This is a genomic window from Bradyrhizobium sp. AZCC 2262 (assembly GCF_036924535.1).
Taxonomy (GTDB): domain Bacteria; phylum Pseudomonadota; class Alphaproteobacteria; order Rhizobiales; family Xanthobacteraceae; genus Bradyrhizobium.
Window position 1 is genome coordinate 5,816,479 of the sequence record NZ_JAZHRT010000001.1, and the last position, 15,270, is coordinate 5,831,748.

13 protein-coding genes are annotated in these 15,270 nt (G+C 61.6%); 6 read left to right on the forward strand and 7 right to left on the reverse strand.

Annotated features, from left to right (window positions below):
- The first annotated feature begins 151 nt into the window (after positions 1–151).
- Positions 152–946 carry a substrate-binding domain-containing protein gene (locus V1283_RS27340; RefSeq protein WP_334389673.1) on the forward strand — a complete coding sequence of 265 codons (795 nt, stop codon included), beginning with the start codon at positions 152–154 and terminating at the stop codon, positions 944–946.
- A 170-nt stretch (positions 947–1,116) separates the two neighbouring features.
- Here V1283_RS27340 and V1283_RS27345 read toward each other — a convergent pair whose 3' ends face one another.
- From V1283_RS27345 to V1283_RS27365, 5 genes are all read right to left on the reverse strand, one after another.
- Complete coding sequence (locus V1283_RS27345) at positions 1,117–2,856, reverse strand: bifunctional protein-serine/threonine kinase/phosphatase (protein ID WP_334393191.1); 1,740 nt, start codon at positions 2,854–2,856, stop codon at positions 1,117–1,119.
- Between the two features lie 162 nt (positions 2,857–3,018).
- Positions 3,019–3,843 carry a formate/nitrite transporter family protein gene (locus V1283_RS27350; RefSeq protein ID WP_334389674.1) on the reverse strand — a complete coding sequence of 275 codons (825 nt, stop codon included), beginning with the start codon at positions 3,841–3,843 and terminating at the stop codon, positions 3,019–3,021.
- 651 nt (positions 3,844–4,494) lie between these two features.
- The gene (locus V1283_RS27355; RefSeq protein WP_334389675.1) at positions 4,495–5,244 is read right to left on the reverse strand and encodes a transporter substrate-binding domain-containing protein; all 750 of its coding nucleotides are present in this window, start codon (positions 5,242–5,244) and stop codon (positions 4,495–4,497) included.
- Between the two features lie 118 nt (positions 5,245–5,362).
- The gene (locus V1283_RS27360; protein ID WP_334389676.1) at positions 5,363–6,037 is read right to left on the reverse strand and encodes an OmpA family protein; all 675 of its coding nucleotides are present in this window, start codon (positions 6,035–6,037) and stop codon (positions 5,363–5,365) included.
- Positions 6,037–6,456, reverse strand: coding sequence for a hypothetical protein (locus tag V1283_RS27365; RefSeq protein WP_334389678.1), 420 nt, complete (start codon positions 6,454–6,456; stop codon positions 6,037–6,039). Before V1283_RS27365 ends, V1283_RS27360 begins: the two co-directional genes overlap by 1 nt.
- Positions 6,457–6,630: 174 nt before the next feature.
- On the opposite strand from V1283_RS27365, the gene V1283_RS27370 reads away from it, so the two are divergent.
- On the forward strand, positions 6,631–7,389 hold the full coding sequence (locus tag V1283_RS27370) for a bestrophin-like domain (RefSeq protein ID WP_334389679.1): 759 nt from the start codon (positions 6,631–6,633) through the stop codon (positions 7,387–7,389).
- A 78-nt stretch (positions 7,390–7,467) separates the two neighbouring features.
- On the forward strand, positions 7,468–9,084 hold the full coding sequence (locus V1283_RS27375) for a GMC family oxidoreductase (protein ID WP_334389680.1): 1,617 nt from the start codon (positions 7,468–7,470) through the stop codon (positions 9,082–9,084).
- 23 nt (positions 9,085–9,107) lie between these two features.
- Here the strand turns inward: V1283_RS27375 and V1283_RS27380 are convergent, their stop codons facing one another.
- Positions 9,108–10,286, reverse strand: coding sequence for an MFS transporter (locus V1283_RS27380; RefSeq protein ID WP_334389682.1), 1,179 nt, complete (start codon positions 10,284–10,286; stop codon positions 9,108–9,110).
- A gap of 68 nt (positions 10,287–10,354) precedes the next feature.
- Here V1283_RS27380 and V1283_RS27385 point away from each other — a divergent pair, with 68 nt between their 5' ends.
- The 3 genes from V1283_RS27385 (at position 10,355) to V1283_RS27395 (ending at position 13,836) form a co-directional block, all read left to right on the forward strand.
- Positions 10,355–11,155 carry an AraC family transcriptional regulator gene (locus tag V1283_RS27385; RefSeq protein WP_334389683.1) on the forward strand — a complete coding sequence of 267 codons (801 nt, stop codon included), beginning with the start codon at positions 10,355–10,357 and terminating at the stop codon, positions 11,153–11,155.
- Positions 11,156–11,270: 115 nt separating this feature from the next.
- On the forward strand, positions 11,271–12,623 hold the full coding sequence (locus V1283_RS27390; RefSeq protein WP_334389684.1) for a malonyl-CoA decarboxylase: 1,353 nt from the start codon (positions 11,271–11,273) through the stop codon (positions 12,621–12,623).
- 46 nt (positions 12,624–12,669) lie between these two features.
- Positions 12,670–13,836: a DUF418 domain-containing protein gene (locus tag V1283_RS27395; protein ID WP_334389685.1), complete on the forward strand. Its 1,167-nt coding sequence runs from the start codon at positions 12,670–12,672 to the stop codon at positions 13,834–13,836.
- A gap of 7 nt (positions 13,837–13,843) precedes the next feature.
- Here the strand turns inward: V1283_RS27395 and serA are convergent, their stop codons facing one another.
- Positions 13,844–15,112 (reverse strand): phosphoglycerate dehydrogenase, encoded by a 1,269-nt coding sequence (serA, locus tag V1283_RS27400; RefSeq protein ID WP_334393192.1) that lies wholly within the window; start codon positions 15,110–15,112, stop codon positions 13,844–13,846.
- Positions 15,113–15,270 lie beyond the last annotated feature (158 nt).

The following is a 15,270-nucleotide window of genomic DNA, read 5'->3' on the forward strand; positions in this document are numbered from 1 at the left end:
CGACGAAGCAATCCATCGGCCCCCGCATGCGCGGAGAGATGGATTGCTTCGCTTCCGCTCGCAATGACGAGGTGGCACTAGCCGCCCTCGCCCTCACGCTGTAAAACCCTCCCAAGGCCGACCGCTCAAGAGTCGTCCCGGGAGGATTTTCATGCGGCTTTCAAAAACTCTTCGCCCCCTCGCGCTCGGCATCCTCAGCGTATTCCTGCTTTCGGTCACGGCCGGCGCCGCCGAAGTCCGCGTGATGATTTCGGGCGGGCTGACGGCGGCCTACAAGGCACTGGTGCCCGAATTCGAACGCGCCACGGGCCACAAGGTGCTTACCGCCTATGGGCCCTCGATGGGCACCACCACCAATGCCATTCCGGTGCGGCTGGAGCGCGGCGAGCCTGCCGATGTCCTGATCATGGTCGGCTATGCGCTCGAAGATCTCGCCAAGAATGGCAAGGTGATCGCGGGCAGCAGCGTTGATCTTGTCAAGTCGCCGATCGGTGTTGCCGTGAAATCGGGCACGCCGAAGCCGGACATTTCTACGGCGGACGCGGTCAAGCGCGCGCTTCTCGCCGCGAAGACCATCGCCTACTCCGACAGCGCCAGCGGCGTCTATGTTTCGACCGAGATGTTCGACAAGCTCGGCATCAAGGAGGCCATGCAGGGCAAGGCACGAAAAATTCCGGCGACCCCGGTCGGCGAAATCGTCGCCCATGGCGATGCCGAGATCGGCTTCCAGCAGATGAGCGAATTGAAGCCCGTCGAAGGCATCGACATCATCGGCCCGCTGCCGGACGAGCTCCAGAAGATCACGATATTCTCCGCCGGGATCGCCAACGCCTCGAAAGAACCGGATGCCGGCAAGGCGCTGATCAAGTTCCTCGCCTCGCCCGCTGCGCGCGGCGAGATCGTCAAGAGCGGTATGGATCCGATTCCGGCGGGGGCAACAAACTAAAGCAGCTAATTAGGTCGATGCAACGCGCTCGCAGTTCCGTCATCCTGAGGTGCGAGCGAAGCGAGCCTCGAAGGATGAGCGGCCCGTGGCCGTCGCCCTTCGAGGGCCGCGCTGCGCACGGCCACCTCAGGGTGACGGATCACATTGATTCAGACTTACTTCATTACGCTCTAGCGATGCATCCCGTGCTGCATGGCAAGCAGCACGATCACCGCCAGCGCCAGCACGATGGTCGTGCTTTTCCAGAACAATAGCGGATTGCGCTCGATCAGCGGCGTCGAGGACGTCGAGAGATAGTTCGCGTTGGGATGACGCAGGTCGAACAGGAATTCCGAAAAACTGTCATAGCGCTTGTATGGATTGGGATGCACGGCCTTCTCCAGCGTCCCGTCGATCCATTGCGGCAATTCGCGGTCGCCATGCGTCGCCGGACGGTAGACCAGCTTGTTGAACTGCGATCGCGTCCGCGCATTTGCGATCTGCGCGCCGTAGGGCAATTTTCCGGTCAGCATCTGATAGGTGATGACGCCGAGCGAAAACAGGTCCGAGCGCGATGTGGCCGGCTCACCCAGGAAATATTCCGGCGCAACATATTGCTGCGTACCCAGAATGTCGTTGCCCATGCCGGACGGCGCGGCCTCGACGACTCCGGTGATTTTGGTCGAACCGAAATCGATGATCTTCACCGTGCCCGTGGCGTCGATCATGATGTTGTCGGGCCTGATGTCTTGGTGCAGCATCTCCTTGCGGTGGAAGGCGCGCAGCCCCTTGGCGATCTGCTCGACGATGCCGCGCACGGTTTCCAGGCTCGGCTTCGGATTGTCGATCATCCATTGCGTCAGCGTCTGCCCATCGATGTATTCGGTCGCGACATACAGGAAATTGCGCTTGCGCTGCAGCAGGCAGGGTTTCAGCACATGCGGGCTGTCGATCCGCCGCGCCACCCACTCCTCCATCATGAACCGCTTCAGGTAGGCGGGATCGTCGCGCAGATCGATAGACGGGATCTTGATGGTGACCACGGCCTCGGTTTCGATGTCGACGGCGAGATAGATGTGACTGCGGCTGGAGCCGTGCAGCTCGCGGACGATTCTGTAGCCGTCGAAAACCGCCCTCGCCTCCAGCAGCGGCGGCAACGGCAGTTCATGGGGCTGCGCGAACACTTCGCTGGCGGCACCGTCAGGCACCTCGTCGACGCGGACGATCTGGACGGTGAGATTGTCCTTGCTGCCGAGATCGAACGCCATTTCGACGATGTTCTTCGCGGCCAGGTCCAGATCGGCCGAGCCGTCCCTGATCGCCCTCGCAATGATGCGATCGCCGACATGCTCGTAGATGCCGTCGGTGACCAGCACGAAGGTGTCGCCCTTCTCGATCTTGAATGTCAGATGATCGATTTCGACCTGCGAATTCACCCCGAGCGCACGGCCGAGATAGCTCTGTTCCGCGGAAATGACGACGCGGTGGTCGTTGGTCAATTGCTCGAGCGAATTGCCCGAAAGACGGTAGATCCGGCTGTCGCCAACGTGAAAGATGTGGCCGGTGGTCGACTTGAGGACCATGGCGCTCAGCGTGCAGACATATCCCTTATCCCGGTCATAGGAATACTGGCTGCGCCGGGTTTGCGAGTGCAGCCAGGAATTGGTGGCTTCCAGCACGCGCTGCGCCGAGGTCCGCACCGACCAGGATTCCGACGTGCAGTAATAGTCCGTGAGAAATCCCTTGACCGCCGACTCAGCCGCGACCCGGCTGACGCTGCTGCTGCTGATCCCGTCGGCGAGCACGATGGCGATGCCTTTGAGACTCAGGAGAGGTTCGTCCGGAATCAGAACGCCGTGAAAATCCTGATTGGTCTCCTTGCGACCTTTGTCAGAATGTTGCCCGACCGATATTTTCAGTTCGCGCGGCATGTTCACGACCATTGAGCAGGGCCTCGACTGGAGCTTCGGTTCTGATTAAATCAGAACCGAAGCTCCAGATTTTCGTTTTGACGCGTTTTCTTAACGCGAACCGGTATCCACTTCGCTCGAAAACGCTCTGGACGGTCGAGGCCCACTCAAGTCAATCGCCCATCACGCGGCGATACGGTCGGCGATGCGCTTCGGCGCAGTCTTGATGTGCGTGGCGTACAGCGTCAGGCCGGTGAAGGCGAGACCGCCGACGAGATTGCCGACGACCGTCGGGATCTCGTTCCAGATCAGGTAATCCATGATCGTGAACTTGCCGCCGAGCAGCAGGCCCGACGGGAACAGGAACATGTTCACGATCGAATGCTCGAAGGTCATGAAGAAGAACAGCATGATCGGCATCCACATCGCGATCACCTTGCCGCTGACGGTGGTCGAAATCATCGCACCGACGACGCCGGCCGAGACCATCCAGTTGCACAGCATGCCGCGAACGAACAGCGTGAGCATGCCGCCGGCGCCATGCGCCGCATAGCCGACGGTGCGTCCTTCGCCGATCGTACCGATCACCTGGCCGACCTTGTCGGGCGGCGAGGTGAAACCGAAGGTGAAGACGATCGCCATCATCACGGCGACCGTGAAGGCGCCGAGAAAATTGCCGATGAACACCAGGCCCCAGTTGCGCAGCACGCCGCCGAGCGTCACGCCCGGGCGCTTGTCGATCCAGGCGAGCGGGGACAGAACGAACACGCCGGTCAGGAGATCGAAGCCGAACAAATAGAGCATGCAGAAGCCGACCGGAAACAGCGCCGCCCCGACGATCGGAACGCCGGTCGACACGTTGACTGTCACCGCAAAGGCCGCGGCGAGCGCGAGAATGGCTCCTGCCATGTAGGCGCGGATCACCGTGTCGCGCGTCGACATGAAGATTTTGGATTCTCCGGCATCTACCATCTTGGTCACGAATTCCGAAGGCACGAGATAGGCCATTACAGTTCCCCTTATTTCCTCAGAAAGGATTCAAGAAAGCGCCGGCAACAAAAGCCGCGCCGATGTGAAAGAGCTAAGCCGATCTCGTGGGCGGGCGTGCCGGACACTGCGCCATCGGCAGGAGCGAGGGCTCCGCCTGGGCGCCGCGGGTGACACGGTCACGCTCGATCAGAGACAGAGATGCACAAGCTTTCGTGGGAATGGTCCCGATGACTGCTCCAAAGCGCCTCGGTGAGGTCGCTCGATCCCTGCACTTGGGCCAACGCTGGCCTTGGCGATCCGTAAGACGGCAGTCGTCATTGACTGAGAAGCAATTAAGCAATCGATGTGCCAGTCGAGAATCTGGCCACCGAGCCGAAAAAGCGCGTATTTCTACGTGGTTATTGCCTTATCGCGCACGTCCCGACAGGCATGGATGCCTTGTATTTGTGCAGTTGCACAGATGTTGGCGCCTGCCGCGCAGCCTGGAGCATGATGAGCGCAGCTTGAATCCAATGTGATCCGTCACCCTGAGGAGCGCGAAGCGCGTCTCGAAGGGCGACGGCCACGGGCCGTCCATCCTTCGAGGCTCGCTTCGCTCGCACCTCAGGATGACGGAGAGAGAGTGCGCGAGTGATGTGTGGACAGATTGCCGTCAGAGGCGAGTCCCAGCTAATTCGCCTGCGTCCGCACCGGCCGATCCTTCAGGCCGTTGTTGTCATAGGCCTTGCGCAACGTACCGTTGGCGATCGCTTCGTTCAGAAACTTGACCGCAAACGCCAGCGACAGCGGATGATTGGGTGGCACCGCAACCGCCGTCACGGTCTGCTTGAAGGTCTCGTCGAGCACGCGCGTGCCCGGGATCTGTTTTGCCATGGCGTTGAGCTGATCGCGCGACAGCGCGAACGCGTCGATCTCGCCCGCCTTGAGCAGGCCGAAGATCTCGTCGTAGGTCTGGTAGCCCGTGACCTTGGCGTTCTTCAGATGCGCGATGGCGCCGCGCATCGTGGTGGTGTTGTTGACGGCAGCGACCTTGATACCGGGATGATCAAGCGTGGCGAAATTCGTGACCTGTGAACCCGGCTTGACGATGTAGGTCGCGTCCGCAACCTCATAGATCGGCCCGAATGACATCCTGCCCTCACGTTCGGGATCTTTCGGCAGGAAGGTGATGTCCCAGGCGCCCTTGCCCACCGCATCGACGATCTGCCCGGAATTGTTGTGCGCGACATATTCGACGGGGACGCCAAGTTGCTCGGCCATCGCCTTGCCGAGATCGACCGGCACGCCGGCATAACCGGTTTCGGTCTTGGTCGACCAGAACGCGCCACCGGCCGGACTGATCGCAATCGCCACCCGCAGCTTGCCGGTGGGCGCGATTTCGTCTTTCAGCGCATCGGCGCCGGCGGGCGTTGTTGTCATGATGGCTAATCCCACAAGGAGGCCGGACATTCCCGACCAAAACTGTTTGTACATTGATACTCCTCCCGGCCCGGCATCTCGTCGCAGACCTGTCAGCGCTGATCCATCCGCAGAATGGTCAGCGTTTCTTTTTCTTTGCCGCGCCCCCTTTTGGGGCCGCAGCGGCCGGCGCTGCCGGCTTGGCCGGTTCGGCCACTTCAAACTTGCCGATCGCAATGAGCTGGACACGCGCATTGGCAGGCGACGCCGGGCGATTGACATCCTGCAACTGTTCTTCGCCCAGACCAAGAGCCTGAAGCCGCTTCGGCGATACCTTGAAGGTGTTCACCAGGACATCCCGAACCGATTCCGCGCGCCGCTGACTCAGGATCAGATTGTGGTCACGCCTTCCGGCGGATTCGACATGATCGACGATCAGATAGCGGTAGGGCCGCAATTTCGGATCGGTCAGCGCATCGGCGATGCTGCCGATCGTCTGGTAGGAGGCCGGCCGGATCAGGGAAGAGTCCTGGTCGAACACGACGTCGAAACGGATTTGCGGCAGTTTGGTCAGTTGAGGCACGATCGGTGGGCGCTTCTGCGGCTGGGCGTCGGCCCTTGCCTTGATGCGATCGGCAGCCTGCTGCTTCAGAGCAGCCAGATCGATATCCGACTCGGCTTCGACGGCAAGTTTCTCGATGATGTCTCCGCTCGACATCGCCGTTTGCGCCCGGCCCGGCACCATCGGCAAGGCAAGCGGCGCCGATGCGCCGAGCACGAGAGCGATGCCGCGCAGCTTCTTCTCCCAAAGCATCAGCGATACCCCGCTGCGCTGATCGCCTTGTTGCAGTTCGGGGTCGCCTTCTTGGTCGCCTCCAACAGGCATTGCAGACCCTTGACGGGATCCTCCCGAACCTCGCCGCACAGGTGTTTAAATTCCCAATTGCACAGTTTTAGAAGGGAGGTCCGCGCGGTAATGCGCTGCTGGATGGCGCCGAAGGCCTGGGGATAATCGGCCTTGCACTTCGCCGACACCACGTCCTGGTTGCGGCCCAGGCACTCCTTCAGGCGCGTCGCATCGAGATTGACGCCGCGGCAATTGTCATCGATGTCCTTGCCGCAGCTCGCGGCCAGCATGGCCGCAGCCTCCTCGAATTTCATGGACTGCTGCGCCGCCGCAAGCGAAGGCGCCAATACCGCAATTATGAACAGGAAAAGCCGGATTCGGGTCATGCCCTCACCTCACACAAGGAGGGTAGCGATGGTCAAGTGTTCTGTTTGATATGGCTACGTTACCACCCCTGCTATTGCGCCGCAGCAAATCGTCGCGGGTAGCCCGAGGGCGCTTGCCCCGATATGCAGTACTCCCATGCCCATCGGCCCGCATCATGACAGGGTGACGACACCATGAGTTCGACCGCCGCTTTCCTGGCTTCCTTTGCCTCGATCCTGATCGGCGCGGCCATCGGCATGGGCCTGAAGCGCTTCCTGCCCGCCGGTGTGCTCGACGGCGGCTCGAAGGAGGCCGTCCGCCTCGGCGCCGGCTTTCTTTCGACCCTCTCCGCGCTGGTCATCGGCCTGATGATCGCGTCGGCGAAAAACTCCTACGACAGCCAGAATACCAACATCCGGCAGCTCGGTGCCAATGTCGTGCTGGTCGACCAGATGCTCCTGAAATATGGGCCGGAAACCAAAACAGCGCGAACGCTGCTGCGGGAGCTGATCTCGACGGCCGCCTCCCGCATCTGGGAGGAGAATGCCGAGCGCAACAGGCACGAATCGACCTTCGTCGTCAGCGGGACTGCAGATCGGTTCTACAACGCGGTTGAGGGCCTGACGCCGGCCAACGAAGAACAGACCTCGCTGAAGTCGCGTATCGTCCAGGCTACCACCGAGATCGGCCGGACGCGGGTACTCGTCTTCACGCAGAGCGACAACGCGATCCCGGTGCCGTTCTTCATCGTGCTCACGTTCTGGCTGGTGGTGATTTTTGCAAGCTTCAGCGTGTTCGCCGAACCGAGCCCCATCGTGATCGCGTCCATTCTGGTTTTCGCATTCTCCGTATCGAGCGCGCTGTTCCTGATCGTCGACCTCAGCCAGCCCTTTGACGGCTTGATGCAGATCTCGAACCATCACCTGCACATGGTGCTGCCGAAGATCGAGTAGCGCGAACACAAGCCTATCCGGACCATCCGCCGGCCATTATCCTCTGCGGCAAAAGCAGATCGGGAGCGAAACGTCTTGATGCGTAAATCCGGTTTTGATGCTGAATTCGATGTCGTCGTGGTAGGCGGCGGTTCCGCCGGCTGCGTGCTGTCGGCGCGACTGACGGAAAATCCAAAAGTGTCGCTTTGCGTCATCGAGGCCGGCGGACGCGATCGCAATCCCTGGATTCACATTCCGATGGGTTTCGGCAAACTGGTCCCGAACCCGAAGATGAACTGGGGTTACGAAACCGAGCCCGAACCAGGTCTCGGCGGCCGAACCGTGATCTGGCCACGCGGCAAGGTTTTGGGCGGCTCCGGTTCCATCAACGGCCTCGTCTTCCTGCGCGGCGCGCCCACCGACTATGACGAATGGCAGCGCCTCGGCGCGCGCGGCTGGAGCTACCAGGACGTACTGCCCTATTTCAAGCGGATGGAGCACAGCGTTGATGGCGCCAACGCGTGGCACGGCACCGGCGGCCCGATGACGGTGTCGAACATCAAACGCCCCTCGACGACAGCACGGGCATTTGTGGAGGCCTGCGAGCGCCTGCAGTATCCGCGCAACCCCGACTTCAACGGCGAGCGCATTGACGGCGTCGGCTTCGCACCTCTCAATGTCCACAATGGCTGGCGCCGCTCGACGGCGGTCGGATATCTCAAGCCGAACCTCAAGCGGAAAAATCTCGAGCTGATGACGAAAACCCGGGTCCGCCGCATCCTGTTCGACGGAAGCCGCGCCATCGGCGTCGAGATCGAGCGTGACGGCCAGATCCAGCGCATCGGCGCGCGACGCGAGCTAGTCGTTTCGGGCGGCGCAATCAATTCTCCGGTGCTGCTGCTCGCCTCCGGCATCGGCCCGGCCACAGAACTGACGAAGCTTGGCATCGACGTGAAATGCGATCTTCCCGGCGTCGGCAAGAATCTGCAGGACCATTATCAGTCAAGCTTCACGTTCAAGACCAACGCGACCGATACCCTGAACGAAGCCGTGATGAACCCGGCCAAGTCGGTAAAACTCGCGTTCGAATGGCTGCTCAGGGGATCCGGACAACTCTCGGTCGGCGCGACCGAAGCGACGCTGTTTGCGAAATCAGCCCCCTCCGAGCCGGTGCCTGACATCCAGTACCAGTGCCTCAATTTTTCGACTGATGGCTTCAAGACCGGCCTGCATCGCTGGCCGGGATTTACCTTCATCTTCAGCGTCTGCCGGCCGAAAAGCCGCGGTGAAATTACGCTGCGCGACGCGGAGGGGCGCACGCCACCGCGCATCCAGGCCAATTACCTGACCGACCCCGACGACATGCGCATCATGCTGGCGGCCTTTCGCATTGCCCGACAAATCGTCGCGGCCGAGCCATTCCGCTCGCTGGTGACCGAACAGATCAGGCCCGCTCCGGAGATCACGAGCGACGAACAGATAGCCGATTACGTCCGGAAGTTCGGCTCGACCGTCTATCATCCCTGCGGCACCTGCCGGATGGGCGAGGATGACGGAGCCGTCGTCGATAGCCAGCTCCGCGTTCGCGGCATCGATGGTCTCCGGGTCGTCGACGCCTCCGTCGTGCCGACGATGCCCTCGCCGAACATTCACCCGGCGACGATCATGGTCGCGGAGAAGAGCTCAGATATCATCGCCAGGACGCTGGCGAACTGACCGTCGCAAAAACTCAACGGCGATCAATTCGTCTGCGCCGCCGGCACCTTGATCTCCTGTGGCAGGATAATCGCAGCCACGATCACCAGCAGGCACAGCGCGCCGAACGCCTGCAGCATGGTGACGAAGCCGCCCTTCTCGTAAAGCCACGCCACCAGGCCGACGGAAGCGCCCGCCGCGGTGAAGCCGATGAAGTAGCGTATCGAATAGGCGCGCGAGCGCCATTCCTCGCTGGTGTATTTGCCGACCATGGCGTCATTGACGGTGACCTGGCCGAACGCGCCCATGACGATGCCGATCGAGGCGATGATCAGTGGCAGGTTCGACAGTGTGGCTGCGAAATAAATGAACGGAGCCAGCATGAATGACAGCGGCAGCATCACGGTTTTCAGCGAGTAGTGGTCGATCAATCTACCGATCGTATATTGTGTCATCGCGCCGAACACATAGACGCCGGCCGCGATGACTCCGAGCAGCGCCGGGCTTTGGGTCACGCCGGCGAGCCGCTCGGCGAACAGTTTTGGCATCGCCACCGTGATTGCGTTGAAGGTGGTCGATATCGCGATCACCACGATCAGCAAGGCCAGTAACACCCGCCACATGTCCTGCTTGGCCACCCTCGCCTGCGCCGCCGCCTGCTTGGTGCCGGTTCGGTCCTCGTGCACCACCATCAGCGCGAAGGCCACGCCGATCAGGATGGTGACGACCCCCGGGACGATAAAGGCCCAGCGCCAGCCGAGATACTGCCCGATCACGCCGGTGACCAGCGCCGAGGACGCCACGCCGAGATTGCCCCAGACGCCATTCAGACCCATCTCGCGGCCGAGCTTGTCGGCATAGGACACGATCATCGCGGTGCCGACCGGATGATAGATCGAGGCGAACAGGCCGATCGCCAGCAGCGCCGCGCCGAGCTGCAGCGGCGTTTGCACGAAGCCGACGGCGATCATCGACGCGCCGATACCCCAAAAGAAGATCACCATCATGTGGCGGCGGCTCCAGCGGTCGCCGAGCCAGCCGGTGATCAGCGAACCCGCGCCGAAGGCGACGAAGCCCGGGGTGGCGTAAGGCAATAGTTCCGAATAGGCCATGCCGAGCGCCGGCCCCATGATGATGACGGCGGCGGCGAAAATCAGCATCGCATAATGGTCGATGAAATGGGCGGCGTTAACGAAGGTGATCACCCGGCTGGGGCTGTTCATGGTCGATTCCCGAATCCCGCAATTTTCCGAAATAGGTTATACGGGGTTGTCCTGACGGGATGTCGCCAATGAATATCGCCGAAAAGCCAATTGCCGCCATTATCGGACGCCTGACCTCAACCGGCGACGGCATCCACATGATCGCCAACGGCTACAGGAAGGGCTTCCGGATCCATACCCACATGCACCGCGAGGCGCAGCTGGTTTATGCGGCCAAGGGCACGATGCAGGTGACGACCCCGAAAGGCCGCTGGCTGGTGCCGCCGGATCGCGCGGTCTGGGTCCCTGCCCTGTCGGAACATGCGATCGACGTGCTCGCCGATATCGAGATGCGGACGCTCTATTTCGAGCTCGACTGGCTGCAGCGCGAAGCGCGCAGCCACAGCCTGGATGCGGAATTCGTGGTGCGGGTGTCGCCGCTGCTGCATCAGACGATTCTCGCCCTGTTCGACGATCGGGGCGACCGTGAACGAACCGCGCTGTTGCTGCGACTGGCGATGATGGAGTTGGACCAGGCGGAGGATTCCGCCACCTTCATCCCGCTGCCGCGTGAGCCGCGCTGCCGGCGCGCCGCCGACATCGTGCTGGCGGACCCGACCGGCGACCATGAGATCGAGACGCTGGCGCACGAGGTCGGGACCTCGGTGCGGACGCTGTCACGCCTGTTCTCGTCGGAGACGCAATTGAGCTTCAAGAGCTGGTGCCAGCGCGCCCGGATCGCGGCGGCAATCGAGAGGCTGTCGACGGACGCCGGCGTCTCGGTCAAGCAGCTTGCCTCGGATTTAGGCTATGCCAGCGTGCCTGCGTTTTCCCATGCCTTCCGGCAGGTTACCGGAAAAACGCCGACGGAATTTGCCGGGAAGGAATAAACGCCCGACTTAGAGGCATGACATATTTACGTACGATCCATACGCTTGATTGTGATCGGCACCGTCCTAAATCTCATATAAGATTCCGCAATATCAGCTGGATTCGACCCACCGCATGGCCAACGCCTTTTTTTCCGACCTTCTCTCGACGATATCAGAACGTGGCCGCACGCTGCTTCGGCGGGGCGAGCCGTCAGTCGCCCGGCAAGACGCCGCCGAACTGCTTGAATTATGCAAGGCGCTGCTGTCCGGCCGCGGCGAAGCGTCCGGCACCGCGATGGCGCGCGAGGTGCTCGATCGCTACCACGACCTCGACGCCGCCGGCCGGCTTACCTTTTTCGAAACGCTGGCGAGAGACTTCGGCCCCGACCGCGAAAAACTGTCGCAGGCGATCGAGAGCTGGCGCAGCCAGCCGAACGACAGCGATGCCAGCGACCTTCACTTTGCTTCCGAGCCGCAGCGGCAGGAGCTGATCCGCAGGCTCAACCGCGCGCCGGGCGGCACCAGCGATTTGGTGGCGATGCGCGCCGACCTGCTTGCCCTGATGAAGGGCAACAAGGATCTGGCCGCGCTCGACCGCGATGTGGTGCATCTACTGTCTTCTTGGTTCAACAGGGGATTTCTCGTGCTGCGCAGGATAGACTGGTCGACGCCAGCGAATATTCTGGAACAGATCATCCGTTATGAGGCCGTGCACGAAATCCGCGACTGGAACGATCTGCGCCGCCGCATCGATCCCGTAGACCGCCGCTGCTACGCCTTCTTCCATCCCCAGCTCAACGATGACCCGCTGATCTTCGTCGAGGTCGCGCTGACCGAAACGATTCCGACCGCGATTGCGCCGCTGCTCGCCGCCGAGCGGCAGCTGGTGCCGGTCGAGCGCGCGCGGACCGCCGTGTTCTATTCAATCTCGAATACGCAAAAGGGGCTTGGCGGCATTTCCTTCGGCAGCTTCCTGATCAAGCAGGTGGTCGAGGAATTGCGGCGCGAATTGCCCAAGCTGGATACGTTCATCACGCTGTCGCCGGTGCCGGGCTTCATGCAATGGCTGAAGCAGGCCGAAGACATTCCGGTCAGCGACGAGGAACGGACGCTGCTGGAAGCCCTCGACAGGCCGGACTGGTTCGAGAACGCGGAACTGACTGCGCAATTGCGGGCTGTGGTCGAGCCGCTGGCGGCGCATTATTTCCTCAAAGCACGGACGCCGAAAGGCCGGCTGATCGATTCGGTGGCGCGCTTCCACATCGGCAACGGCGCGCGGTTGGAGAAGATCGACTGGCTCGGCGACCTCTCGCCCAAGGGCCTGCGTGAATCCGCAGGCGTCATGGTCAATTATCTCTACCGGCTCGAGGATATCGAGAAGAACCACGAGGCCTACGCCAATCAGGGCGAGATCGCAGCGTCAGGCGCCGTGAGGAAGCTGCTCAAAACCGAAGGCCGGCGATTGCTGGATATGCGGCTGTCGTAGTCCGCCGGCGGATTTCATTCTTCGCTGAATTGGAAACCATGTTGCAATGGCCGATGGCGTCGCACGGCCGATAAGCCCGGCAGAGCGGATCGACGCCATCGACGTATTGCGGGGCGTTGCCTTGCTTGGCGTTCTTGCAATCAACGTCGTGACGATATTTCGCGTTTCGATCTTTGAACGGTTCCTTTCCCACCAGCCTACGAGATCGCCGATCGACAGGGCCGTCGAAACGATCTTGATGCTGTTCGTCGATCTGAAGGCGCTTGCGCTGTTTTCGCTGCTGTTCGGCACGGGCCTTGCCATCCAGTTCGAGCGGCTTGCAAAGAGCGAGCGCCGCACGTCGCTGCTCGTGCGCCGGCTCGTTGTGTTGCTGGCGTTCGGGCTGATTCATCTTTGCCTGATATGGAACGGCGACATTCTCACCGAATATGCGCTTGCCGGCCTGATCGTCCTGCCGTTCCTGTTTGGTCCGCGCTGGCTGCTGGCGCTCGCCGCGCTGGCGTCTCTCGGATTGTACCTTGAGATGCAGGTCTTTCCCCCGTCCGGATGGTGGCCCGGCACGGTCGCGCTAAGGCAGGATATCGCGGAGGCGCATCGCATCTATCCGACGGGCGGCTTCCTCGACGTGCTGGCATTCCGGCTTCGCGAGCTTCCCCTTTTCGCTTCCCTGCACGCCTTTATCTTTCCGCGCACGATCGGGTTGTTTCTTCTCGGCGCGTTCGCCTGGCGCACCGGCATTCTGCGAAAACCGCCTCACCATCTGCTCTTCTCGATCGCCGCCGCGTGTATCAGCCTTGGCGCGGCATTGATCCTTTTCGAGGCCGGCGGCTACATTAGGGTCGGCCGGATCGGCACCCTGGCGGAACCTCTCGGCACCATCCTGCTGGCACTGGGCTATGGTGCTGGTATCATCGGCATCGCCAATCTCGAGCGCGGGAAGATGCTGCTCGGCTGGGCCGCGCCGCTGGGGCGCATGGCCTTCACCAACTACCTCGCGCAATCCCTGATCTTCGGCTGGATCTTTTATGGCTACGGTCTCGGCCTGTTCGACCGCCTCAGCGTTGCCAGCGCACTCGCCATCGGCGTTGCCGTCTACATCGGACAGATATTTTTCAGCGCCTGGTGGCTGCGCCGCTACCGCTACGGTCCGGTCGAATGGCTGTGGCGCACGCTGATGTATGGCGTGCGACAGCCGATGCGGCAGACTGCCTAGCGCCGGCTCAGATTTTGTATTCGTAGAGCAAGCGGGCGCGAATGGTGCCTTCCAGCGCCCGGATGTCCGCGAGCACACGCTGGCCGTCGGCTGCGGAGGCATCGGCGTCGAGCACCACATAGCCCACGTCGTGGTCGGTCTCGTAATATTGCGCGGCAATGTTGACTGAGTGGCGCGCGAGCACTTCGTTCAGACGCCCGAGCATGCCCGGCAGATTGCGCTGCACCTGAATGAACCGCGTGCCCGATGGCCGCGCCGGCAGCTGGACCTGGGGGAAATTGACGGCGCCCATTGTTGAGCCGGAATCGCTGTAGTCGACCAGCTTTCGGGCCACTTCGGCGCCGATGCGCTCCTGCGCCTCTTCGGTCGAGCCGCCGATGTGCGGAGTCAGGATGACATTTTCCAGACCCTGCAGCGGTGACACGAAGCGATCCGCATTCGAGCGCGGCTCGACTGGAAAAACGTCGACCGCGGCGCCACGAAGCCTGCCTTCGCGCAGCGCGTCCGCGAGCGCGTCAAGGTCAACCACCGTGCCGCGACTGTTGTTGATGAAATACGCGCCAGGCTTGATCGCCGCAATCTCCTCGCGCCCGATCATGCCATGCGTGGCTGACGTCTCCGGCACATGCAACGTCACGACGTCGCTTTGTGCCAGCAGATCACGCAAGCTCGCGGTCGGCTCGGTGTTGCCATGACGAAGCTTGTCCGTGTGATCGTAGAAAATCACCCTCATTCCCAGCGCTTCCGCAAGGTTTGAGAGCTGCGAGCCGATATTGCCGTATCCGATGATGCCGAGCGTCTTGCCCCTGACCTCATAGCTGTCGTTTGCGGACTTGTCCCAACGTCCCTGATGCGCTGCATTGGAACGCGCGACGATCCGGCGCAGCAGAATGACGATCTCGCCTATTACCAGCTCCGCGACGCTTCGCGTGTTGGAAAACGGTGCGTTAAATACGGGAATCCCGCTTTGGCGAGCGGCGTCAACATCCACCTGATTGGTGCCGACACTGAAGCATCCGATCGCGATGAGGCGGTCCGCGGCCTCCAGAACGTCCGTGGTGATCTGCGTGCGTGAGCGGATGCCCAACAGGTGCACGCCCTTGATGGCTTCCTTGAGCGCATCGCCTTCCAGCGCCTTGGACAAGCGCGTCATGCTGGAATAGCCCGCAGCCTCGATCAGCTGCACGGCGCTGTCGTTGACGCCTTCGAGGAGCAAGACCCGGATCTTGTCCTTTGCGAGCGAGAGTTGGGGAAGAGAAAGTTTGCTGGGCAAGATCGCGGCATCCTTCAGAGACAGATGATCGGTAAGCTGACGGCCTGGAAATCCACTATTGGCGCCAAGCCGATTTTCCTATCCAAGCCTCTAGTTTCTCGTCATGGCCGGGCTTGTCCCGGCCATCCACGTCTTTCTTGCTGCAACACTGTCAAGACGTG